We start from the raw sequence: 23,971 nt of genomic DNA on the forward strand, positions 1-23,971 counted from the left end.
CACACTTTCCAAGCTGGCTGTAAATCGAAGCTCTACCGCACCCTCCATAAACTCCGTCAAGAGGCCCCCCACGACTTGCCGTGGACCGAGTGGAAGCGGCGCCCAGTCTTTACCCAACGATTCGGCGTCCCGATCCGCTCGCATGACAATGCCGTTGCTACCCATTTGCCTCCCCAAACGCAGTGACTTTCTTGAAGCTGATGTCAGCTTCACGCCCTGAGCCGTTCAGTCAACTATGTGACGAAGCCTGACTGGCGAGCAAGGGCGAGCCACGGCGCTGCAGGGCCTTTGCTTCCCATTCGACACCTTCGTCCAATTGAAACGTTGATGCTCAGTCAGTACACTTTTTCCAGATCCCGCTCCTATCCTCATGCGAGCTCTGCCTGGATCAGATTTCCGAAAATCTCAGGTAAGCGACCTCAAGGACGAGGAGGTACAGGCATTTTTTAAGCCAGATCATTAAATGGAAATTGTTCACGCCACGCAGCTGCTACAACATGGGCTTGGCTTCGTGCCGGTCGCCCTCGCGATCAACCGGGCCACCGTCGGCACGTTCTTCACCCTTTCCGGCTATCAAAAGCTATTCAAACGCAGTCGGCACGATGAACTGGTGAGCACACTACACGCTGACGACGTGCACCAAATCCGCATCATGCAATGGCTCATTCCCTCCGCCGAGTTTGCGGGTGGACTGGCACTCGTGTCGGGCACGCTATCCGTGATCGCCGCGCTCGGACTCATGGTCATTATGGGCGGCGCACTTTGCCTTGACGGCATCAAACGCATCGCCGCCTGGAAGCCACTCGACCGCATCGACTGGCTCGACGATCTGCTCTACTTGCCGGAAGCGCCTTATCTGCTAGCGCTGCTGCTTGTCGTGCTCGCTGGTCCCGGAGCGCTGGCAGTCGATTCGCTGCTGTAACACGGGCTGGGTGCATAACGTGGGAGAAGGCTCATGCGGCTCCCTATATCCGCCGAACCTCGGGTCGAGCTCGTTGACACAGCCACGTCCTCTTCGCCGAAGTTGCCATGCGAGCACGCGAGTGGCACTGAAAGACAGCTCACCAACATCCTTGATCCAAATGGACTTGCCCGGCTCTCCTAGACACTTCGGCCCTATGATTACGAGCAATGGTTTGCCGCTGAAGTGAAGAGGTCAATTAATGACCATCGGCCTTCAATTTCACATGAGGATGTGGAGCGAACATTCCACGCTAAGCGAGAAGCAGCACGCCGTCGATATCGCGATTCAGCCGAGGGTGGGTACCCACAAGGCACAACAGATAGCGGTCTACGACGGAGTTGGAACCTCTATTACTTTGAAACCAATCGAGCTGCCGTAAAAATAGGAAACTCAATTACGGAGTTGGAACTTCTATTAGGTCTTACCAACTACTGGTATGACCTAAAAGAACTTCCAACTGGGGCCGCGCAGGTGTGCGACCCCAGTTGGCAAACTTCGCGAAAACTCGCCAAATAGATTCCAACAGGCGCATCGTGCGTGCGAAGAAGGCAGCTGGTGAAACAATAAAGATTCCAACAACTTACCTGGCAAGCCAGCGATTGATTCGGTAGCGATCGTTGCCGCAGGTTGACGTTATTAACATCATTTTGCACGATAACGTTGGCAATGTTATCGCGCTTCTGGGCCCGCCCGCGCTGATCGGAACGCAAGCTGCTACCCCACCCGTGTCACCGCCAAATCGCCAGCGAACACTGCACACCGTTACACCTCGCCACGCGAACGTCGCTGCCCCACATTGGCTCACCGAGGTGTTTGGCAGCAGCATCCACCGACCTCCCGTCTGTACCAACGATGGTCCCCCAGCCGGCCTGCTTATAGGGCGCAAGGCTTGATGGGTGACCGTGGCTGTTGCTCCGCCCCGCCGAGTAAACCGCGGCGCCCCCCTTGCACACGGTCGGGTGCTGGCACATTGCTTGGCGCCTTGCGCGCGAGTAGACCACCGTGGTGCGCAACGACGAGAGTCTTCAGGGCCTGCTCTTGGTACCGAGCCACGACAGAGGGATCAATGAACTTGTAGCCGGCATCGCCAAGTAGCAGCGAGAGCCGTCCGTCGGCGGACTCGAGCAACAACACTAGCCCGCTGATCATACTTTTCAGGCATGGGCGCAGGCCTGAAAGGTATTTCTCCAGACCACGGGAAAGCTGGACCATACATCTCAAAAGCAGTGAAGTTGAGGGATGCATGGCAGCAATACTGATTGAGCCTGAATCGTCAACGGGACCTTCTTTCGGATCGTCCATGAAAAGCGTTGAGGTGAGAGAGTCAGCCCCAGACGTTTGGATGATTTACGTGGTGCTTCGTGGCGAGGTGAGTACGGATGGGGAAACGTATTGTTCCGTCCACGCTGCGCTTGCGGTTGCACGGCGAGAACACACCGACGCAAAAATCGCTGTGATGAGTCTGGCTTCCGCGTGACCTCTAGCGATTTATTGAACCGGTCGAAATCGAATGGGTCGGGGGGGAATCACTCGTCTCGACAGATCGGCCATGGCGGGAGATTCCTATTGAATCTCCGCCTTGTGAGATGACCCGATCCCTAACCAAGATACGTATGGAAAAGCGAAATGATGCTCTCTTGTAACGATGGGTCGCCCGTGCTCAGGAAGGTATGGAACCGCATTGCTCTGGGTCTAATAATGTCCTTTGTCGGCCCAGGTGTTGCTGTACTTTCCGCACCTGCCGCCGCGCTAACAGCTCCGTCGGCCGGTACCTCCGGCATTGACGAAAGTGGCATGGATCGAAGCGTCGCTCCCGGCAATGACTTCTACCGTTTTGCCAACGGGCGATGGCTCGACACGGCATCTATCCCCCGGGACAAGACGGATATCGGTGTTTTCGATCAGGTTCATGACGTAATTAGCAGGCGCAACTACGACATCCTCGAGCAAGCGAAGAGGGATCCTTCCTCGAAGATCGGAGCCTTCTATGCAAGCTTCATGGACGAGGCTGCGGCTAATGCCAACGGGATCAAGCCTATACAGCCGACGCTCAACGCAATTCTCCAGGCAAAGGACAAGCGAGAGCTAGCAGTGGTTATGGCTGGGCTTCAGCACCTGGGCGTTGACGGCCTCATCAATCTTGGCATCGAGATAGATGATGCCCATCCTAAAGCCTATACCGTAACGCTGGCACAGCCGGCTCTTGGCCTTCCTAGCAAGGATTACTACTTGCTCCCGGATGCTCGTCTGAAGCAGACACGCGATGCCTACCGCGCATATCTCTCACGGCTGCTTGTCCTCGCGGGCCAACCGAATGCTCAGCCCCGAGCGCAATCGGTATTCGAGCTGGAAAAGTCGATGGCGTCGCCCGAGCTGGATCGAGCAGCTGCTCATGAAGCGACAGCAATCTATCATCCGGTCACACCGGCACAGCTCCCCCAAAACGCGCCGGGAATGGATTGGCGTGTTTATTTGGACGCACTAGGTGTGGGGGCCGAGACACGGTTCGTGGTTCGTCATCCTGCGCCTGTTGCCGCCATGGCCAAGCTTTGGAATAGCGCACCACTTCCGATCCTCAAGGACTGGCTCTATGTCCACACGCTGGACCATTACGCACCTTTCCTCTCCAGTCCGTTTGTCGACGCTCAATTCGATTTCTCAGGAAGGGCGCTTAGCGGCGCACAAGAGCTTCGTCCCCGCTGGCAACGTGGCGTGTCGTTGATTTCGCATCGCATGGGTGATGCGCTCGGGAAGGTCTATGTAGCTCGCTATTTTCCGCCATCGGCTAAGGCCGAAGGCGAGCAGTTGGCCGCGTCGATTCTTGCAGCATATCGGGTGCGGATTGAGAAGAACGTTTGGATGGCTCCAGACACGAAAGCGAAGGCACTTCAAAAGCTCTCATCACTCAAGCCCATGGTCGGCTATCCCGACAAATGGCGTGACTACTCGGGGCTAGTCGTTAAACGCGGTGATCTGACCGGCAACGTCGATCGGGCAGAGAGCTTCGACTACGACCACGAGCTCGCCAAACTGGGGACGATAGTCGACCGCGGTGAATGGATGCTTCCGCCAACCACCCCCGGTGGATGGGCAAATCCGGTGTCGCGAGTCATCGTTTTTCCGGCCGCCTCGTTGCAGCAGCCGATCTTCGATCCCGATGCAGATCCCGCCGTCAATTACGGTGCGCTCGGGGTCATCATGGGACATGAGTTCTCCCATCAATTCGATGACAACGGACGGCACTACGACGCCAACGGGAAACTCGCCGACTGGTGGACAAAGGACGATTCATTGCGATTCAACGCAGCAGCAGACCGGCTGGTGGCGCAGTATGACCATTATGAGCCGCTGCCTGGTGTGCATGCCAAGGGCCGCGCCACCCTCAATGAAAACATTGCCGATCTGGGCGGTCTGGTGATCAGCCATGACGCCTATATCCAGTCACTCGCCGGCAAACCTGCACCTCTCATTGGTGGCCTTACGGGTGAGCAGCGATTCTTCCTTAGCTATGCGCAGATGTCGCGATCGAAGGGTCATGATGACGCGCTTCGCCAGCAAATCCTTGGCGACGAACATTCCATTGATCCACTTCGCGTATACAGCATGCGGAACATCGATGCGTGGTATTCGGCGTTCTCGGTGAATCCTGGGCAGAAACTCTATCTGCGACCGATCGACCGAGTGAATATCTGGTAGGGAGGCCGGCAGGAATCGACAATCCAGAAAGCCTGTCTGGGTCGCCTTAAAGGCAATCGCAAAACACACGCGTCGAGCTATCGACAAGTCGCGCAAGCTGTAGATTTTACGAGTCTATGAAGCCACGCCGCTGCGCAATGGTCACCGCATGAGTTCGATCCGACGCTCCGAGCTTTACGAGGATGCTCTTCATGTGGGTCTTCACCGTCTCATCGGAAATAAACAGGGACTCAGCGATAAGCCGATTAGACATGCCTTCTTTCACGAGACGAAGGATGCCTAACTCGCGCACCGTGAGCACAGCCATGCCCTGATGGGCGGCCAATTCATCGCTGATTTCCGAGGCAATGACTTGGTGCCCGAAAGATGCGGAACGAATTGCGTCGATGATTTCTTCGCGGCTCGCGGATTTGAGCAGATAAGAGGTGGCGCCAAGCGTCAGGGCCTGCGTTACCCTTACATCCCCTGGGTAGCTCGTAAAAACCACTACACGCGCGTCTGGTTTTACCTTGCGGATGCCTGTCAGCGCTTGAAGCCCGTCTACATGGGGCATTTGGAGATCAAGCAGCGTCACGTCAGGGCACAAGGTCTCGAACAACTCGATGGCCTGTGCTCCGTCGGCGGCCTCGCCAACCACTCCCATGTCCGTTTCAAGCTCAATAGTTGAACGTAGGCCATCCCGCACAATGGGATGATCGTCGACCACAAGCACCCGAATGGGATTGTCCCTTCCCATGACTGCCTACTTTGAAATGGTCATGACAGTGGCCCATCGGTTTCGCTGGTAACCATTTGGCTTGCCCCTCCATTCAATTGCAATCACCCTTCTGGGGGATATTGCATGTCGTCCACGACTGCGCGCACACATCGTAGTACGCGCTTACCCGGGCTGGTCAAATGACCATGCGGGCCGCTCTCGGGATCAGTGATCGCCTTTTGTGGTGCAGGCTCCCGTTGAATAACGCTTGTCATGACAACGGCTGCGTTCACTCCGATTCTTCAGGCGGTCCGATGTTGGGCCGTCATGCCCCCCGAGAGGCCGGAGTTACGGCTATTGGGCCTTTTGCGTTGGCGACGCCTGTCGCAGCGCGCCAGCACAAGCGATGGGGCGAGCTACACGCGATCTGGCGATATGCCGTCTCTCACGCTATCGCCTGCAATGAGATCCCATAGGCCATCGATATCGCCGTCAGCAAGAGCCTGATAGGCTGTTCGTCCGTCAAGGCAGCGCTGAGATGCGCACATCCAGCTCGCCGCGCGCTTCCGGTCACCGAACTGGGTCAAGAGGATGTCAGCGACCTCGGGATCATGCTGTTCGAGAACGGAAAATGCTTCCGCAACGGCCGCTTTCCGAATCTCATCAATACGCGTCAAGTTCTGGGCGACAGCGGCAAAAACTGAATTATTACGCCTCATGGCGCATTCCTGGTTGAACCCGCACACCGCGGACTACCGTCAGCGCCCATGGTGTCAGAGCGGCCGTACGGAAACGTAAAACATAGCCTCTTTGGCACTCTGTGCTCCCTCCAACGTGGCCTCGAGGCCATGGCGCCGGCACCACGCAGCGAAATCTGACCAAACCGCGTGATATGGATGCTCAGGCGAGCGGATATCAAACCCGCCCTTCCATCGAAACGTCTGCAGCGTCGTCGCAACGCGTTCGTGACATCCTCGCCCGATGACGACGGGCCGAGGAAGTATGTCCGCCGCTATCGCGGTGGCGAAAGCAAGGGCTGCGTCGCGAAAGAAAAGTTCGACCAGAGTGAAGTCTTCTACTGCGCAAGGCCCCTTCACTGTAGCGAGCCGGTGCAGCTCAGACGCACCCTCTGATCCGGTTCCAGCTTCCAACAGGGCAAGCGACTCTCCGAGTGACGGGCTACGCATGTGGCATCTCCTGTTAGCAGTGGTCAGTTCTTCGAAATGGCGGTCGAAAGAGAAGTCTGATCGTTCGTCATGCGTATCTGCGGCACCTGCTGTTTCGCCTGGCTTTGCGGATTGGGTATGCCCCATCCCCCGCCCAGTGCTCGGATCAACTGCACGGTGAACGTGGCCTGTTCGCCCTGGAGCTGAATGGCGCGACGCCTCGTCTCGAGTAGAGTGCGTTCCGTCTCGATCACGTCCAGGTAATTTACCTGCCCATCTTCGTACTGGGTCCGTGACAATTGTGCCGCCCGCGCCGATGCTTGGACGGCAGCGTCCTCAACCTGTGTTTGATCGCGAAGAATGCGCACGTTGACCAATCCATCTTCGACCTCACGAAACGCCACGAGTACTGTCTGGCGATAGACAGCGACGTCTTCCCGATACTCGGCCGTTGCGCGAGCGAGGTTACCTCGACGCTGACCGCCGTCAAATATTGGAGCAACTAGAGGCGTACCGACCAGCGGCCCAAGAAGAAACGCACGATTGGACCATTTGAACAAGTCACTTAAAGAGCTTGATTCGTAACCGCCCGTCCCGGTCAGCGTCAGCGACGGGAAAAAGGCCGACCGAGCGATGCCGACACGCGCGTTGGCTGCCGCCATGGCACGTTCCGCTGCTGCGATGTCTGGCCGCCGTTCCAACAGCGCGGACGGCATGTCCGCGGGAATGTTGATGGAGACAGGCGCTATCGGATTCGTCGGCATCGGCACTTGCGCGGGTGCCTCGCCAAGCAGCACGGCCAAAGCGTGTTCGCTAGTCGCGCGCTCCCGATCAAGGGTCATGGCATCGGACAGCGCAGTTTGGACTTCGGTACGCGCCTGCGCGACGTCCAGCTCGCTCACGTCGCCAGCGTCGAAACGATGTTGGATGAAATCCAGCTGCGCGTGGCGCAACTCCACCGTTCGTTTGAGTACGCCGAGCTCAGCATCCGACTCGCGAAGCAAGAAATACGTCTGCGCGACATCCGCCTGTAGAGCAAGTTGCGCGGATTTGTAGAGCGCCTCACTTTGTTGGGTATCAGCTGCTGCAGCATGATTAGTCGCCGCGATCCTGCCAAAGAGATCCAGCTCGTAGGAAACCGAGAGCTGCGCCCTCCATACCGTTTGTGGTGTCGGGTTCGTTCCAGGCGTGATGCCGAGAGACTCCGGGGCGTTTAATTGTCGGGACGGGCCAAAGCCCGCACCGACTTGAGGAAGCCACTCCGAATGCGCCACCCGCTGCAGAGCTCGGGCCTCCTCAACACGCGCGGCGGCTGCCTTGATATCTTGGTTGGCGGTCGCCGCCTGGGCCTCCAGTTCATTCAGTCGCTTATCGCCGAATACCACCCACCACTCGCCGCGCGGCTGGCCTTCGGCCGGCAGGGCTGCGCGCCAGTTGCCCAGTTCTTCCTGTGTTTTGGCGGTGACTTCCTCATAGGCAGAGAACGACGGTGTCTCCGGCACCTTGTAAGCAGGCTCCATGGAACAGGCGCCCGTAAGGCATGCTCCGGCCAGGATCGTGTTGCGCAAGGTAAAGGTCGCCATGTCATTCGCCCTCTATAGGCCAGCTTCTTCGATACCCAGCACTCGTGGATTGTGCCCATGCCTATCCACCATCTGTTTGCTCCCGGCGAGCGTGCGAAGTAGCACGTAGAAGACTGGCGTCAACATCAGCCCAAACAAGGTCACGCCGAGCATGCCGAAGAACACGGCCACGCCCATCGCCCTTCGTGTCTCGGCGCCCGCTCCAGAGGAGAGGACGAGGGGCAGCACACCCATGACAAACGCTATCGATGTCATCAAGATCGGGCGCAGACGCAAGCGACTGGCCTCAACCGCCGCGGCCACGATGCTGCGCCCCTGGATTTCCAGTTCACGCGCAAATTCGACAATCAGAATGGCGTTCTTGGAGGCCAGGCCTACGAGAATCATCAGGCCGACCTGGGTAAAGATATTGTTGTCCCCCTGGGTCAGCCAAACGCCGAGCAGCGCACACAACAGGCTCATGGGAACGATCAGGATGACCGCAAGAGGGAGCACGAGGCTTTCGTACAGGGCGGCAAGAGTCAGAAAGACAAGTAGCACGCTGATAGGGAAGACCACCAGCGACGCATTGCCGACCAGCATTTGCTGATATGCAAGGTCAGTCCACTCCAGCTTGAATCCCCGCGGCAGTGTCTCTGCGGCAATACGCTCAACCGCTGCTTGTGCCTGCCCCGTCGAATAGCCAGGCGCCGGGCCTCCGCTAACATCCGCCGCAGTGAAGCCGTTGTATCGAACCACGGTTTCCGGCCCGTAGGTCTGTGCAACCTGCACCAGGGAAGACAGCGGGATCATCTCTCCCGAGGCATTTCGCGTTTTGAGAAGACCGATATCCTCGATGTGCGCCCGGAAAGGTGAGTCCGCCTGCACCCGCACCTGGTACACGCGCCCGAAGCGGTTGAAGTCATTGACGTATTGCGATCCCAGATAGATCTGCAGTGTGCTGAAGACGTCGGTCACGGATACACCAAGTTGCTTCGCTTTGAGCCGATCCAGGTCGACCTGGATCTGAGGAACATTGATCTGGTACGCGGAGAACGCGGGACCAAGTTCAGGTGCCTGCGCGGCTTTTTTCAGAAAGGCCTGAAGCACGTCGTCGAGAGCGGCGTAGCCTCTTGCGGCTTGATCCTCTATCTCAAACTTAAAGCCACCGAGATTCCCCAGACCGAGGATGGGCGGTGGCGGAAATACGGCCACATACGCGCCTTTGATGGCCGAGTATTTCTCGTTGAGCGTCTTGGCGATAGCAGCCGCCGTTTGCTCTTTGCCGTGGCGCATCTCAAATGGCAGAAGCTTGATGAAGACGACGGCTGCGCTCGACGAGTTGTTGAAACCGTTGATGGACAGCCCGGGGTGTTGCACGGCAGCCTCGACGCCGGGCTGCTTCATCGCGAGGGCGCCCAATTCACGTACGACCTTCTCGGTTCGGTCCAGCGATGAACCGTTCGGAAGCTGCACCACCGAAATGAGGTATTCCTTGTCCTGTGAAGGGATAAATCCACTGGGTACGATCCGAGCCATAAGTACGGCAGCCCCGAGCAAAACCAGGTACAGAAGAATCATTCGCCCTTTGTGCGCGATAACCCGCTCCACACCGTGACCATAAGCTTCCGATCCGTGATGAAATACCCGATTAAAACGATTGAAGAACGGACCTAGCCAACGATCCATCCATAGCGTGAGCCAGTCTTTCGGATCGTTGTGGCCCTTTAGGAGTAACGCGGCGAGAGCCGGCGACAACGTGAGAGAGTTGAACGCGGAAATCACCGTGGATATCGCGATAGTCATGGCAAATTGCTTATAGAACTGTCCCGTCAGCCCCGACATGAAAGCGAGAGGAACGAACACGGCAACCAGTGTCAGCGCGATAGCGACGATCGGACCACTCACCTCGCGCATTGCCTGATGCGTGGCATCCCTTGCGGGCAGACCAGACTGAATGTTTCGCTCCACATTTTCCACCACGACGATGGCGTCGTCTACGACGATATGGCCGGGACGTCTAGAGCATGTGCTCCGCAGCCAGCAGCTTCCGATTTGCGCCACGGCGACGCGGTACCGCAGAAATTTGGAAGCGCCATGGTAGTTGCTACGGGCATGCCTCAAAGGCATGGGGCCAAGCTTACAAAGTCTTTTGCAAACCTGCCAAGAATCCGTAAATTTGGCTCCCCGGCGCAAACGGCGATCCCCGAGCGATGGCTGTCACAGCCAGCTGTTTCGGCCTATCTATCAGGGAGATCATTGCTATGACAACCCACACTCAACTCACTGCACCAATCCGGTCCGTCGAAGCGAATGGCGTTCGCTTCGAATGGGCCTGATGTCGCGTGCGAACATGTTATCCACGGGACTGACTCTTTACCACTCGCCGTACTCGCCGCACTCGCGGCGAGGACGAATATTCATTGCCGAGAAAGGCCTTGAGGTCAAACACATTGAGGTTGACCTCGCGCGCGGAGAGCAACACGAAGAGGCCTATCGCCGCATCAACCCACGACGCGTTGTGCCTGCGCTAGTTCTCGCTGACGGCACCTCTATTGCAGAGGTTACCGCGATCTGGCGTTACCTCGAGGGGCGGTATCCGGAAACCCCGATGCTTGGGGCGTCGATCCGGGAAGCAGCCATGGTCACCATGTGGGAGCGGCGCGCCGAACTCGATGGATTGTTACCGGCGGTTGAGGCTATCCGCAACGTTGTAACCGGCGCGCCCGGCCGCGCGCTCGCCGGCCCTCACGACTACTTGCGGATCCCGGCGCTGGCGATCCGCAGCCGGGAGCGGGTTGAAAACTTCTACGCCGACATCAATGCACGCCTTGCACAACAAGAATATGTGGCGGGCGACTACTACTCTGCAGCAGACATCACATGCCTGGTAACGCTGGACTTTGCCAAGCGGGCACTGGGAATGACGATCAGTGAAGACTTCACGGCTCTCAAACGCTGGCACGGCGCCGTGTCTTCACGACCTGGCGCCGTAGCCTAGAGCCGGCAAACACCGAGGAGACCAACATGCTTGGTTCGCAACGATCCAACCGACTGGAGATGGCTCCGGTCAACCATTTCGTGCTGCAGCTGGATCCGGACGCGCGCGCTATTCTGGAGCGCTTCCAAGCGGTCCGCAATGACACGGAAATCCTGATCGCTCCTTTGAACGCGGAGGATATGGCGTTGCAGTCGATGCCAGACGCCAGTCCGGCAAAGTGGCATCTAGCCCATACCACATGGTTCTTTGAAACATTTGTACTCTCGGCGTTCAAGCCCGGGTATCGAAGTTTCGACCCTGGTTACGCATATCTATTCAACTCCTACTATCAGGCCGCCGGACCGCGCCATCCTCGACCGCAGCGCGGCCTTATCAGTCGCCCAACGCTCGACGGCGTTCTGGCTTATCGGCAACATGTGGACGACCACATGCTCGAGCTGCTGCAGTTGCCGCTGACAGAGTCGGCAGCATCCATCGTTGAGCTGGGTATCGCGCACGAGCAGCAGCACCAAGAGCTCCTGGTCATGGACATCCTCCATCTGTTCGCCCAATCACCGTTGCGGCCAGCCTACGATCGAAGTGCTCGTTTCAAAGACAAAGCTTCGCGCGTTGGACGCTTTCAAGCTGTGCCGGGTGGACTGGTGACGACGGGGATGCAGGGCAAGGACTTCTCGTATGACAACGAGAGCCCGGCACACCGCGTGTGGCTTGAACCCTACGGGATCGCCGATCGTCTGGTGACAAACGGAGAGTGGCTTGAGTTTATCGGTGCCGGTGGCTACGAACAGTCACAGTGGTGGCTGTCTGACGGCTGGGATATGGCGCAAAACGAAGAATGGCGCGCGCCACTCTACTGGGAGCACGATGGCCGCGAGTGGCGATACATGACCCTCCAGGGCATGCGGCGCATAGAAATGAGCGCGCCCGTCAAACACGTCAGCTACTACGAAGCTGACGCCTTCGCTCGCTGGAGAGGAGCTCGCTTGCCGACCGAGGCCGAATGGGAGCATGCGGCACGCGAAGGACATCTAGAACAGCTTTACGATGTCGCGTGGCAGTGGACTAGCAGCAGCTACGACGCCTATCCCGGTTACGTAGCGGCTGCCGACGTCTTGGGTGAATACAACGGCAAGTTCATGTCTGGTCAAATGGTGCTGCGCGGCGCCTCACAAGCCACACCGGCGGATCACGTTCGCGCGTCGTACCGAAACTTCTATCGTCCCGAGAAGCGTTGGATGTTTTCGGGGGTGCGGTTAGCGCGCGACAACGTGGCTTCAAAGAAGGCGACGGACCATGAGCGGGAGTTTGCGAAGGACGCAATTGCGGGCCTTGGGGCCCACACAAAGGTCATCTCGCCGAAATACTTCTACGACGCAGCAGGCTCAGAGCTGTTTGAACAAATCTGTCTGACGCCGGAGTACTACCCAACCCGTACTGAGTTGGCGTTACTTGCGATGATTGCGCCCTCTTTGGCTGACGGTATTCCTGAAGCTGCGACGTTGGTCGAACTTGGAAGCGGTGCCAGCGAAAAAACGCGCCTACTGCTCGATAGCGCGCCACAAATTTCTTCTTATGTGCCAGTTGACATTAGTTCTGACGCGTTGGAGCAGGCTCGCCTGCGGTTAGCGGTGGATTACGAGCGTCTAGAGATCTTGCCGCTGGTGGCGGATTTCACCAAGTCCCTAGTATTGCCGAGGCAGACCAAGGGCGCTCCGGTCGTTGGCTTTTTCCCGGGCTCGACCATTGGGAACTTCGAGCCAGACGAGGCCACCCAGCTCCTTCGAAAGCTCCGATTGGAGCTGGGGGACAATTCACAACTGATCGTGGGCGTCGACCTCGTCAAAGACACCAGTACCCTGCTGAAAGCCTATGACGATGCCAGCGGAGTAACCGCACGTTTCAACAAAAACCTACTTGTACGCTTCAACCGCGAGCTGGATGCAGATATCGACCTGGACCTGTTCGAACATCGAGCCGTGTGGAACACGGCTAAGGAGCGCATCGAGATGCATTTGGTGAGCCTGATTGATCAGGATGTAACCGTGGCGGGCACGACATTCCACTTTCGCGCAGGTGAGTCGATTCATACGGAGAACTCCCATAAGTTCACGCCGGCCTCCTTTGGCTCGCTGGTGCATGGAACGGGCTGGCTCGTGACCAAGGCATGGACCAGTGACGTCCAGCCCTTCGGAGTTTTCAGGCTGGTGGCGGATGCATAGTGGTCGCTCGCGATCGGCTGTCCTTGCCGACACGCACCTTCGGATTTTTGATTTCGACCGGATGGACAACGATTTACACACTGATTCAAGGACGACGTAGTAGGCCTACTTCAGCGCGCTGCGGCTAGTTTGGTGGCGCGTCTTCTTTGCAAACCTCCCTCCCGGGGACTTCATGTTTCACGTCATAGCCAATAACGAGGACGGCGTGTCAAGCGACCATGAGGCCCGCGTTTCTTTCAGCATTGCACCCGCCTACTATCAAACCTGGTGGTTTCGGATCGGATGCGCCGTTGCCGTCGCCTTATTGCTTTGGTTATTTTTCAGATTGCCCCTCCACGTCAGGATAGTTGTCGCCTCGTTTGATTTCTTAAATCAGAATGGAAGGCGGCAGCGAGCGAGTGGATGAAATGGGTACCTTCGACACCAATGTTCTTGGCGTCTTGCTCAGCATGAAACATGAACTTCGGATCATGCTCGCCCAAGGGTCTGGAAGCATCGTCAATGTGTCATCGACGTTCGGTCAGCGTGGAGGCATAGGGGCGTCCATTTATGCCGCCAGCAAACACGCTGTCGAGGGCATGTCCAAGGCGGCGGCGCTCGAGACTGCGGCATCTGGTGTGCGCGTGAATGTGGTCGCACCTGGTCCCGTAGATACCGACCTATTGGATCAATTCAGTGGAACCGCTGAACGAAAGGCTGCATTGACGGCCGGCGTGCCCATGAAGCGGCTAGGTACGCCAGCGGAAATTGCGGAAAGCATTGTTTTTATCGCGTCAAATAAAGCTGCATTTATCACGGGCGCCATCCTGTCAGTTAATGGCGGTAAAACCGCGATGTGAGATGCCGCTGAAACATTAATGGCATGCAATATCAGTCACTTGATTCCCGTCCCCATCGGGCATAAGTGACGTACTACCGAAGTTTCAATCCATAGTTTTAACCCCCAACAAGCAGGACAAAATCATGAGCAAGCTAAAAGGTAAGGTCGCCGTCGTTACCGGCGCATCCAAGGGTATCGGCGCCGCTATCGCCAAGGCTCTCGCCGCCGATGGTGCCTCCGTTGTCGTCAACTACGCTACCAGCAAGGCCGGCGCTGATGCGGTCGTAGCCGAGATCACGAAGGCTGGCGGCAAGGCAGTCGCCGTGGGTGGTGATGTCTCTAAGGCGTCTGGTGCCCAAGGGATCATTGACGCAGCAGTCAAGGCATATGGACGTCTCGACGTACTGGTCAATAACTCAGGAGTCTACGAGTTCGGTCCGCTCGAAAGTGTTACCGAAGAGAGCTTCCACAAGCATTTCAACGTGAACGTGCTGGGGCTTCTGTTGACGACGCAGGCCGCTGCGAAGCACCTGGGCGAAGGTGGCAGCATTATCAATATCGGCTCGCTCGTAACGCGCGTAACCCCGCCGGGCAGCGCTATCTATACGGCATCTAAGGGCGCAGTAGACGCGATCACCGGCGTGCTGTCGCGCGAGCTCGGACCGCGCAAGATTCGTGTCAACTCTATCAATCCGAGCCTGACGGAAACCGAAGGCGCACAGTCGGCCGGATTCATTGGTTCCGACTTCCACAACGAACTCGTCGCACAGACCCCGCTTGGCCGCCTTGGCCAGCCCGAGGATATCGCGTCGATTGCCGTTTTCCTGGCGTCCGACGATTCGCACTGGTTGACGGGTGAACAACTGTTGGCAGGCGGCGGCATGCGCTGATTCGATTCGGGGCACGGTCGTGAGACCGTGCCCCTCAGGGCATCCGTACCGAACCCTGCTGGTGGACATCTATGGTTGAGCGGTCGACTGGAGAAAGACCTCTCCCTCTATCCGTGCTGACCTGTTTTGCACCATTTCGACAAGTCACAGCTAACGTGGAGAACATGATGAACGATTACGTCTCAATCAAAGGTAGGGATGGCGTATTTGGTGCGTATGTCGCACGCCCAAAGGTTGAGCCCGCGTCTACGGTCGTCGTTTTGCAGGAGTTATTCGGGGTCAATCAGGACATCCGCAGAACCTGCGAGGAATTGGCCGAAGAAGGTTTCATTGCGGTAGCCCCTGACCTGTTTTGGCGACTGGAACCGGGTGTCGACCTCAGTGTTAAGTCTGAAGAAGACTGGAACCACGGCCTTCGCCTCTATCAAGCCTACGATCGCGACGATGGCGTCCGAGATATTGAGGACACCATCACGTACGCGAGCACGATGTCTGGGTCCAATGGCAAGGTCGCTGTGCTTGGCTATTGCCTTGGCGCGCTCATGGCTTTCATGACAGCCGTGCGCACTGACGTTGATGCGGCGGTCGCTTATCATGGTAGCGACACAGAAAAATATCTGGGTGAGACCGCCAAGCTCCATGCCCCCCTTCTCATGCATCTGGGCGAAGAAGACGAGTTCATTCCAAAGACTGCGCAGGCCGCGATCAAAGAGGCCCTCGCCAAGAAACCGAACGCGACGGTCTACAGCTATCCGGGGCAAAGGCACGCCTTCTCCCGGCACGGCGGAGCGCACTACGACGCCGCGTCAGCAGCATTGGCCCATGAGCGGACCTACAAATTTTTGCATCAACAACTCGGATAATCGTTGATCGCAAACCTCACCAGAGCTTACCGCTGGTGCGACAGGCTCACCGTGCGTTGGGTTGAAGTTCGGCAATGAACCAGCGCCGGAGCCATGTGAAAGAGGTCACTTGGCGAAACGTCGCTTCCGTGGGGAGGGAGGCGTCTTGGGCTGCTGGTTCCGATACATCATAAACGCACTGCTCAATCCGATGTTCACCACCTGCCCCGGGGAACCGGCCAACTGGACCGCGGGGCTCATTGTTGCGGGCGGGTGGCATTAGTATCGACCCGCTATACGCCAAGAGCTCCGCGCGCAGAGGCAATCAAGCTACCTTAGCTTCACCTTGCGCAGCGCAGTCTCCGCCCCATCTTTCATGCATCGACAGCAGGAGCCCGACCCATGGCCACGCAAGTCAAACGCAAGCCGACAGCGAGCAAAGAAGTCGCTGCCAAACCGGCAAAGAAAGTTGCCGCCCCAAAAAGACCAGCCAAGAAAGTCATCGCCAGGAAAAGCGCCACCAAGAAAGGCGCGGCGACGAACGGCAAGGGCGTGATTGGTGTCGTCGGCATGGCCGTGATGGGCCGAAACCTGGCGCTGAACATCGAAAGCCGTGGCCATGTAGTGTCGATCTTCAACCGCAGCCGTGAGAAGACCGATGAGGTCATCAAGGACAACCCCACTGCCAAGTTCGTACCCAGCTATACCATCGAAAAGTTTGTCGCCTCGCTGGAAAAGCCGCGACGCATCCTGCTGATGGTGCAAGCGGGCGCCGGCACCGATGCAGTGATTGCGGAGCTCAAGCCGCTGCTGAGCAAGGGCGATGTCCTGATCGACGGCGGCAATACCCATTTCAAGGACACCATCCGGCGCAACCAAGAGCTGGCTAAGGCTGGCCTGCACTTCATCGGCACTGGCGTATCCGGGGGTGAGGAAGGTGCCCTGCATGGTCCGTCGATCATGCCCGGTGGCCCGCGCGATGCGTATGACCTGGTCGAACCGATCCTTACGGAGATCGCCGCGAAAGCGCCTGACGGCGAACCTTGCGTGGCCTATATGGGCGATGACGGTGCCGGTCACTACGTCAAGATGGTGCACAACGGTATCGAATACGGCGACATGCAGCTGATCGCCGAAAGCTACTCGGTACTGAAGCATGTTCTTGGCCTTACCAACAAGGAACTGACCAGGGTCTACCGCAAATGGAACGAGGGCGAACTCGACAGCTACCTGATCGAGATCACCACCACCATTTTCCAGAAGAAGGATGAGGAAACCGGCAAGGATCTGGTCGACGTGATTCTCGACCGCGCCGCGCAGAAGGGCACAGGCAAGTGGACCAGTCAGAGTGCACTCGATCTCGGTGTGCCGCTACCCCTCATCACTGAGGCAGTTTTCGCGCGAGTGCTGTCCTCGCTGAAAGACGAACGTGTCGCCGCCAGCCGCTATCTGCACGGACCGAAGACCAAGGTGTTCAAAGGCGATCGCAAGGCGTTCATCGAATCCGTGCGCCGCGCCTTGTACCTGAGCAAGATCGTCTCGTACGCGCAGGGCTTCGCGCAGCTGCGCGCTGCTGCCGAGGAATACCAGTGGAAGCTGGACTACGGCACCATCGCCAAGATCTGGCGCGGCGGCTGCATCATCCGCGCACGCTTCCTGCAGGACATCACCGACGCTTACAAGCACGACGACAAGCTGGCCAACCTGCTGCTGGCACCGATCTTCGGCAAAGTCGCGCAGAAGTACCAGGAGGCGCTGCGTGAGGTGGTGGCCACGGCGGTGCGCCTCGGCGTGCCGGTACCCGGTTTCAGCTCCGCGATCGCCTATTACGATGGCTACCGTTCCGAGCGTCTGCCGGCCAACTTGATCCAGGCGCAACGTGATCTGTTTGGTGCGCATACCTTCGAACGTATCGACAAGCTGGGCAGCTTCCACGCCAACTGGAACTGACGACACATGCCTGAACTGCCCGAAGTCGAAACCACCCGACGCGGTATCAAGCCGCACCTGGCCGGCCGACGCATCGCGGTAGTGATCTTGCGCAGAGCCGACCTGCGCTGGCCGATTCCCTGGGAAGTCAGCGAGCTGCCTCTCGGGCAGCTCGTCCAATTCGGGATCCGCCGCGTACCGTTACCCTGTGGCACCGCCGGCAACGGACTCGATAGTCGATTACCGCTTGAGCCTTCGAGCTCATCACGAGCGCATCCGGCGTCTGCCAGTCAAAGTCACCGAGTGGTTCATTCATGAACCAAAGGATGGCTCGGTTTCGATCGCCCTGTGCCACGTCCTCGGCCGCTGCCAGAATCTTTACGACGACGTGAAGATAGCGCTGGAGGCATTCGTCCTGCGGCCGTCGCCGCGCTACCCGAGGACTCACTCGCGCTCGCTTGGCCACACTTTCGATCTGCACACCCAATGCGTCAGCAATGAGTTGAGGAGACAGGTAGGCATGACCCGGTTCGCTATAGATATCGAGCAGGCTACTGAAGCTTGAGGTAAGTGGAGGCATAGAGGATCTGCGTGACCTTGGTCAAGCCATGTGCTGACGCTCATCGTGGAGTAGTCTCGTTCATCATAGGGTTGGATTTACCCGATGCCTCCCCGAGGTTCTTTCTCAATCCTCGCGGTTCTTCGCTCCATCTCGAAGATGACTCAGCGGACGGTATCGTCCCTTGAGGTTTGGAACGGCATCGGCATGAAGCTGTCGTATAGCAAGCTCGAGGACAACCGCCGGCGAGGTGCCAAGATATCTGCTTGTCGCTTGCAACGACTTCTTGGCTATCGGCGATATCGTGAACGTGGCGTTGGGCGCTCCCATGCCCTCTTCCGATACACGATACATCCATCTAAAGAGGGTTATCAGCGGAGCAAAGAAGCTTCGCGGGGCCTCCCGGAGGCCCTCCATGGCGCCGCTCCAGAACGCCTCCATATTTTGACGTATGGCCATCGTTAAAGCTCTCTCAATGCGTTTCTGCGAAAACAGAGACTAGTACCAAATGCGGAGAAATTGCATGTTGCAGAAGAGCGTCCGGCGCAGCAGGGTGGCCACGAATGCGCTACTTCGGCACGGTCACGTACAACGGCGTTACCGGTGCTTTCGCGTGGAGGGGCGCTGGAGATGGGCTGGCCGTCGGCTCAGCGCCGGTGTACGAATTCCCGCTGTGGGAACGCATCCGGCTGCAGGCCATCATTGGGTTCGAAAACCCGCCAGGCAAAGAGCTGGCACCGCATTTCGCAACGGACATGCCAGGTGGCCTCCGACGAGAGTAGATAGGGCCTTCCATAAACCCTTCCGGGTGCGATTTCAGCCATGCGAAGCCCCACGTTTCGAATCCTGCTTGGGTGGTTCTGGTATCTGCATGCCCAATTTAGCGTAAAGGTTGTCCTCGACTAGCGCTCGAACGCCTTTGCACGCGATTTCGAGATCGACATTCGTATATCCGTCGGGAAAGCGGCTAGACAGATGGGCCGTTCCTTTGTTGGCGAGCTCGAACATTGCCACCAGGGCATGCTCGCCGCGCTCCCTTGGTCCACCCGTATATGCGTCGAGCGCCGAGGACGGTGACACTTTTTTGAGGTGCACCCCGCTTACGTCGAAGTGTTCAATGGTGATGTCATCTTGAAACCGGCCCGACCTCTCGACAAGCCTTCCATCCTTGGCTGCAAGGCCCAGAAACTCCAACAGAGAGCGTGCATAAATAAACCCCACTTCGAGCATGGGATTCAGTATCGCGCTGGCGTCACCCTGTAAGATTTTTGTTCCATTGACAAAGACTTCCATCCTCCTTGGCGAAGCCAGGTCATACAGCTGATTGTATGCCCACAGCATTGTCTCGATCCCTTGAAGCCGATAGGGGATCCATACGTTGAGCACTTCTGTCTTATCCACGGGCATAACCACCAGGGGGAGAGACCAGTGCAGCCACCTGCCATCGACCGTATTCCGTGCTATCGAACCTCGCTTGGAGTTCCTGGCGATCTGCAATGTCCACGGTCACAGCAAAGAACTTGGGATTGGTGGGCTTTCGACGGGGAACTGTTCTGTCTGCATATTCAGCGCGGGAAAAGTTTTGGGCTTCCACACCGAGACCGAAGACCCACCCTCCGGCCTGTTGGATCGCAGTTTCGAGCGGCAAAGCGGCATCGTTGAATTGGTCCACCGTTCCTTGCGTCACAGCCTTTGCATTGAGCAGCGTCGGTCGTCCTGAGTGGTCTGTGCCATCCATCGGTACCTGACGGAACAAATCGACTGCTGCTGACACCCGCTTCGGAAAGATGCTGGACCGTTTCAGTAAGATATCGATGCGATTTAGTCACATCGGAAATTCGAACCCAACCGATCCCGGACCGCTCATCGAACCACATTGGGCTATCGATGGGACGCGGACTCGCTCCACGCGAAATCCGTTGCGCAGTTTTCGAGAGCGGGACTACATTCCAATCTTCGGGAATAACTCCAACGTCCGTCTGCTTGTATCCTGGCCTCACGTCCATGAAGCGCCCATCCGCTTGAGGTGATTCTCTACACGAGCAGCGAGCACCGCCACCTCATCGGTGAGCTGCGGCAGCGGCGTGGCATAACGAACGGCGAGCTCACGGATGCGCCCAGTTAAGGTCTGCGAGACGCGTTCCAGTTCGCCCTGAACGGCCGCCTCAAGGTGGGCCATCCACCTGTCGTCTATCACCATGCTCTGGATCTCTGACTTGCTAAGCATGACGTAGCGGTCATGGGCCTGTTGGTCGAGTGCTGCCTCGGCTTCCTTGACATACTTCTTCAGCACAGTGATTTGCTGGCTGTTCTTCTGCCACCGTGTCAGCACCTCTAGCTCGTCCAAGTTATCGGCATCGTTGCCGATTTCGCGAATGCGTTCCTTTACGGCAGCGGCGTTGATGACGTCAAAGCCAGAGAACGCCGCGTCATCACCACCGTGCTCCTCCTCTAGTTCAGCGAGGCTAGCGCTGGCGGCTTGGAGCTCGTCGTGTGCCGCCCCGATAGCAGATTGTTCGCTTGCGAAGTAGCGGGTAACGATGAAGGGTTTGGGGATCAGGTCGCAGCTCCAGCCCTTGTCCTTGGCTCTGCCCTTTTTGTCTATCTCCATGATTCGTGTTGGCCTAGCCACCCAGCCGTCGGCGGCGATCAGATAGATGTCGTCCTGCATGGTCTCGGCCCAATAGTCCATCAGGCGTTGGTAGATTTCGTAGGCATCTACCAACGGCGCCGCCTGGAAAGCTGCGAGCAACACCTCGGAAACGGTTTCGATCAACGCCTTGGGATGACCACCCCGGTCGAATCCAGTGAGGCGAGGAGTGATGGCTTTGCGCCATTTGGCAAATAGCTTCGTGACCATCTGGTTGAATGTTGTGAACTCCGCGTGGCCGAGAATGGCGGACTTTACTTCGGCGATGGGCAACCTGAGCCGCGCGTAGCCTACGCGACCGGCAGACTCGAACAAGATGGCGCGCACGCCGGGAAGTATTTGCCAGTCGGCGGCGAATGCATCGAGGTCGCGCTCTGGAATGCCGCCTCGGAGGTGGCCGTCGATGTCCTGCAAGTCTTCTGGCTCATTACTATCGATGTAGCGCGGCAGATTGAGGTTGAAGTCATTCTTCGGATCGGCGATCTCGGCGAACGGCACCATGCGGGCGTAACGCGGTATGCCGATCTGTCTGGTAAAGGTGTCCACGATCTTGTGGATATCGCGCTCGCGCAATCGGTTCTTGTTGCCGTCTTTGGTGAAGTCTTTGCTGGCATCGAGCATGAAGACACCTTTACGCGAGGCGGCGTTTTCCTTGTCTAGCACCAGAATGCAGGCAGGAATGCCAGTGCCGTAAAACAGATTGACCGGCAGGCCGATGATGCCCTTCAACATGCCGGAACGGATCAGCTGCTGACGGATCACGGCCTCCGCGTTACCTCGAAACAACACACCATGAGGCAGGATACAGGCGCCTTTGCCTTTGCTCTTCATCGAACGAATGATATGAAGGAGATAGGCGTAGTCACCCTGCTTAGTTGGTGGCTCTCCCCAGGCGAAGCGCTGATGGGGGTCGTTCGACGGCGTGAGGCCGGTACTCCAGGTCTTATCGGAGAAGGGCGGATTGGCAACCACGTAATCGTAGGTGCGCAGTTGTTCACCATCCTTGAACTTGGGCGCAGCCAACGTATTACCCTGCAGGATGCTGGCCGTGGGAAAGTTATGCAGGATCATGTTCATGCGGGCCAGGCCCGCAGTGGTCACGTCCATCTCTTGCCCTTCCAACGTGATGTGCTTGCCAGCTTGGGCGGCCACCTTCAGAAGTAGCGATCCCGAACCGCATGTAGGGTCATACGCCGTAGTGGAGGCTTTCGCGTTCCTCGGAGAAATGTCGATCACCTTGGCGATAATACGACTGACTTCTGACGGGGTATAGAACTGGCCTTTGCTCTTTCCGCTTTCGGTTGCGAAGTGCCGCATCAGGTATTCGTAGGCGTCGCCGAGGATGTCGTCATGCTCGGCGCGATTCTGCGAGAAATCCAGCTCGGGCTTTTGGAAGATGCCGACGAGATTGGTCAGGCGCTCGACCATCGCTTGACCTTCGCCGAGCTTGTTCGGGTCGTTAAAGTCGGGAAAGTCGCTGCGGGCGAGGCGCGTGTTGGCGTCGATCAGCGGCTGGATGATTTGGGTGTTGATCTTATCGCCGATATCGGGCTTGCCCTTCAGCGCAATCATGTCCTTGAAGCTGGCGCCCTTTGGGATTGTGACCGGGGGGGCGAAGTCATCGCTATCACCATACTTGTCGGTGATGTATTTGATGAACAGCATGAACAAGACGTAGTCCTTGTACTGACTGGCGTCCATGCCGCCACGAAGTTCATCACACGAGGCCCAAAGCGAAGAGTAGAGGTCGGATTTCTTGATGGCCATGTGTTCTGTGGATTACCTGGATTTCAAAATACTTCGGATATCAGATGCACTCTCGGCACGACAACACTCAAGTCGTTCAGTGAATGGAAGCTTTCGATGCGTAAACTTTGACGAGATGTACTCAGCGATACGGTGATTCTTGACAACTAACTGAAATTTCTTGAATTTATTATTCCCTTCAACTCAAGACACCTGCTTCGCCCACCTTACGTCCCAGCCAGCACTATCAGCGCCAGCTGCCGGCCCGTGGCGCAGTGTGCAGCCGAACTGTCGCACCCCATGATACCCGTCCGGTCCCGGATTCGGTCGGGCCCGTCTTCGGAATATGTACGGGATTCAAAACCACCCAGAGGCGGAGTGGTGCAAGCTACTGGATCGGTTGGCGCTAAACGTTATGGTCGCCACTAAACGCAATCGGGCCGACACATTGTGTCGACCCGATGCGTGTGGCTGCGGCACTCCCGCTCTTACTAGCAGTCGACTTTAGAGTCCGCGTGGCATTACAGACTTTATTTCGTGTTACAGACTTTATTCATCTCGATCAGAAAGTCATCGATCTCTACCCCGTGTGGTGGTCCGCCGCACGGCTTGACGTGTCATGGCACAACCTCTCTACATGAGCCCGCGTGTGGTGTGTCCGCGGCACATCCTACGAATTGAGTGGACGAGAGTCTGGAGTCGAATCTCAAGCGCACACTTTTCATCAGATGGCTAAACAGAGGCCACGATCGGACCGACATGGCCAAATTATGGCTTTACGCACACACGGCCCAAGAGCGCAGTTGGGATCTTTATTAGTTCGAGACCAGCGCAGTTTCCTAAAAAGTTGGAAGCTCTATTACGGAGTTGGAATCTCTATTAGGTCTTACCAACTGGTAAGACCTAATACAACTGCCAACCGGGGCCGCATAGCTGCGCGGTCCCGGCTGGCAAACATCAGCAAAAACTCGCCAAATAGATTCCAACAAGCACATCGTGCGTGCGAAAAAGACGGTCGACGAAACAATATAAATTCCAACAGCTTGCATGGAACCCAAGAGCTTGATTTGGCAGCGGCTTGCCAGCAAGAACAGCCGGAGTTCTGCACTGTACACCGATGTTGTAACCCTACTGAGCTTCATCGAGGGTACCGTCGTAAACGAGAGCGATTTAGTGAAGCCAATTGGCCTTAGATCGTCGGCGTTCAAAGCGTCGCTCGCCAACAGCGAC

General features: G+C 57.3%; 15 protein-coding genes and 2 pseudogenes. 10 read left to right on the top strand and 7 right to left on the bottom strand.

The window, feature by feature from the left end:
* Positions 1-463: 463 nt before the first annotated feature.
* Entirely contained in the window at positions 464-922 is a 459-nt protein-coding gene (locus tag HDE77_RS09100; RefSeq protein ID WP_184416902.1) for a DoxX family protein, read from the top strand.
* A gap of 1,740 nt (positions 923-2,662) precedes the next feature.
* Positions 2,663-4,660, top strand: coding sequence for a M13-type metalloendopeptidase (locus HDE77_RS09105; protein ID WP_184416903.1), 1,998 nt, complete (start codon positions 2,663-2,665; stop codon positions 4,658-4,660).
* A 106-nt stretch (positions 4,661-4,766) separates the two neighbouring features.
* Here the strand turns inward: HDE77_RS09105 and HDE77_RS09110 are convergent, their stop codons facing one another.
* From HDE77_RS09110 to HDE77_RS09125, 4 genes are all read right to left on the bottom strand, one after another.
* The gene (locus HDE77_RS09110; RefSeq protein ID WP_184416905.1) at positions 4,767-5,396 is read right to left on the bottom strand and encodes a response regulator transcription factor; all 630 of its coding nucleotides are present in this window, start codon (positions 5,394-5,396) and stop codon (positions 4,767-4,769) included.
* Positions 5,397-5,773: 377 nt separating this feature from the next.
* Positions 5,774-6,076 carry a DUF2384 domain-containing protein gene (locus tag HDE77_RS09115; RefSeq protein ID WP_184416908.1) on the bottom strand — a complete coding sequence of 101 codons (303 nt, stop codon included), beginning with the start codon at positions 6,074-6,076 and terminating at the stop codon, positions 5,774-5,776.
* Positions 6,077-6,567: 491 nt separating this feature from the next.
* Entirely contained in the window at positions 6,568-8,106 is a 1,539-nt protein-coding gene (locus HDE77_RS09120; RefSeq protein ID WP_184416910.1) for an efflux transporter outer membrane subunit, read from the bottom strand.
* A gap of 12 nt (positions 8,107-8,118) precedes the next feature.
* Entirely contained in the window at positions 8,119-10,215 is a 2,097-nt protein-coding gene (locus HDE77_RS09125; RefSeq protein ID WP_184416912.1) for an efflux RND transporter permease subunit, read from the bottom strand.
* Positions 10,216-10,423: 208 nt separating this feature from the next.
* Between HDE77_RS09125 and HDE77_RS09130 the strand changes: the two genes are divergently transcribed.
* The 8 genes and pseudogenes from HDE77_RS09130 to HDE77_RS20475 form a co-directional block, all read left to right on the top strand.
* Positions 10,424-11,086: a glutathione S-transferase gene (locus HDE77_RS09130; protein ID WP_221444191.1), complete on the top strand. Its 663-nt coding sequence runs from the start codon at positions 10,424-10,426 to the stop codon at positions 11,084-11,086.
* A gap of 59 nt (positions 11,087-11,145) precedes the next feature.
* Positions 11,146-12,351 (top strand): annotated as a pseudogene (egtB, locus tag HDE77_RS20465) (ergothioneine biosynthesis protein EgtB); the annotation flags it as partial.
* 3 nt (positions 12,352-12,354) lie between these two features.
* Positions 12,355-13,305: an L-histidine N(alpha)-methyltransferase gene (egtD, locus tag HDE77_RS20470; RefSeq protein ID WP_343206085.1), complete on the top strand. Its 951-nt coding sequence runs from the start codon at positions 12,355-12,357 to the stop codon at positions 13,303-13,305.
* Positions 13,306-13,712: 407 nt separating this feature from the next.
* Positions 13,713-14,144: an SDR family oxidoreductase gene (locus tag HDE77_RS09140; RefSeq protein ID WP_221444193.1), complete on the top strand. Its 432-nt coding sequence runs from the start codon at positions 13,713-13,715 to the stop codon at positions 14,142-14,144.
* 124 nt (positions 14,145-14,268) lie between these two features.
* Positions 14,269-15,015, top strand: a complete 747-nt coding sequence (locus HDE77_RS09145) for a glucose 1-dehydrogenase (protein ID WP_184416916.1) — start codon at positions 14,269-14,271, stop codon at positions 15,013-15,015.
* Positions 15,016-15,182: 167 nt separating this feature from the next.
* Positions 15,183-15,878: a dienelactone hydrolase family protein gene (locus HDE77_RS09150; protein WP_184416918.1), complete on the top strand. Its 696-nt coding sequence runs from the start codon at positions 15,183-15,185 to the stop codon at positions 15,876-15,878.
* 381 nt (positions 15,879-16,259) lie between these two features.
* Positions 16,260-17,807: an NADP-dependent phosphogluconate dehydrogenase gene (gene gndA, locus HDE77_RS09155; RefSeq protein ID WP_184416920.1), complete on the top strand. Its 1,548-nt coding sequence runs from the start codon at positions 16,260-16,262 to the stop codon at positions 17,805-17,807.
* Between the two features lie 6 nt (positions 17,808-17,813).
* A pseudogene (locus HDE77_RS20475) lies at positions 17,814-17,963 on the top strand (DNA-formamidopyrimidine glycosylase family protein); the annotation flags it as partial.
* Positions 17,964-19,161: 1,198 nt separating this feature from the next.
* Here the strand turns inward: HDE77_RS20475 and HDE77_RS09165 are convergent.
* From HDE77_RS09165 to HDE77_RS09175, 3 genes are all read right to left on the bottom strand, one after another.
* Positions 19,162-19,746, bottom strand: a complete 585-nt coding sequence (locus tag HDE77_RS09165; protein ID WP_184416924.1) for a hypothetical protein — start codon at positions 19,744-19,746, stop codon at positions 19,162-19,164.
* Positions 19,739-20,083: a hypothetical protein gene (locus HDE77_RS09170; RefSeq protein WP_184416926.1), complete on the bottom strand. Its 345-nt coding sequence runs from the start codon at positions 20,081-20,083 to the stop codon at positions 19,739-19,741. Before HDE77_RS09170 ends, HDE77_RS09165 begins: the two co-directional genes overlap by 8 nt.
* 258 nt (positions 20,084-20,341) lie before the next feature.
* On the bottom strand, positions 20,342-22,762 hold the full coding sequence (locus tag HDE77_RS09175) for a class I SAM-dependent DNA methyltransferase (RefSeq protein WP_184416928.1): 2,421 nt from the start codon (positions 22,760-22,762) through the stop codon (positions 20,342-20,344).
* Positions 22,763-23,971 lie beyond the last annotated feature (1,209 nt).

The organism is Rhodanobacter sp. MP7CTX1 (assembly GCF_014205795.1).
GTDB lineage: Bacteria > Pseudomonadota > Gammaproteobacteria > Xanthomonadales > Rhodanobacteraceae > Rhodanobacter.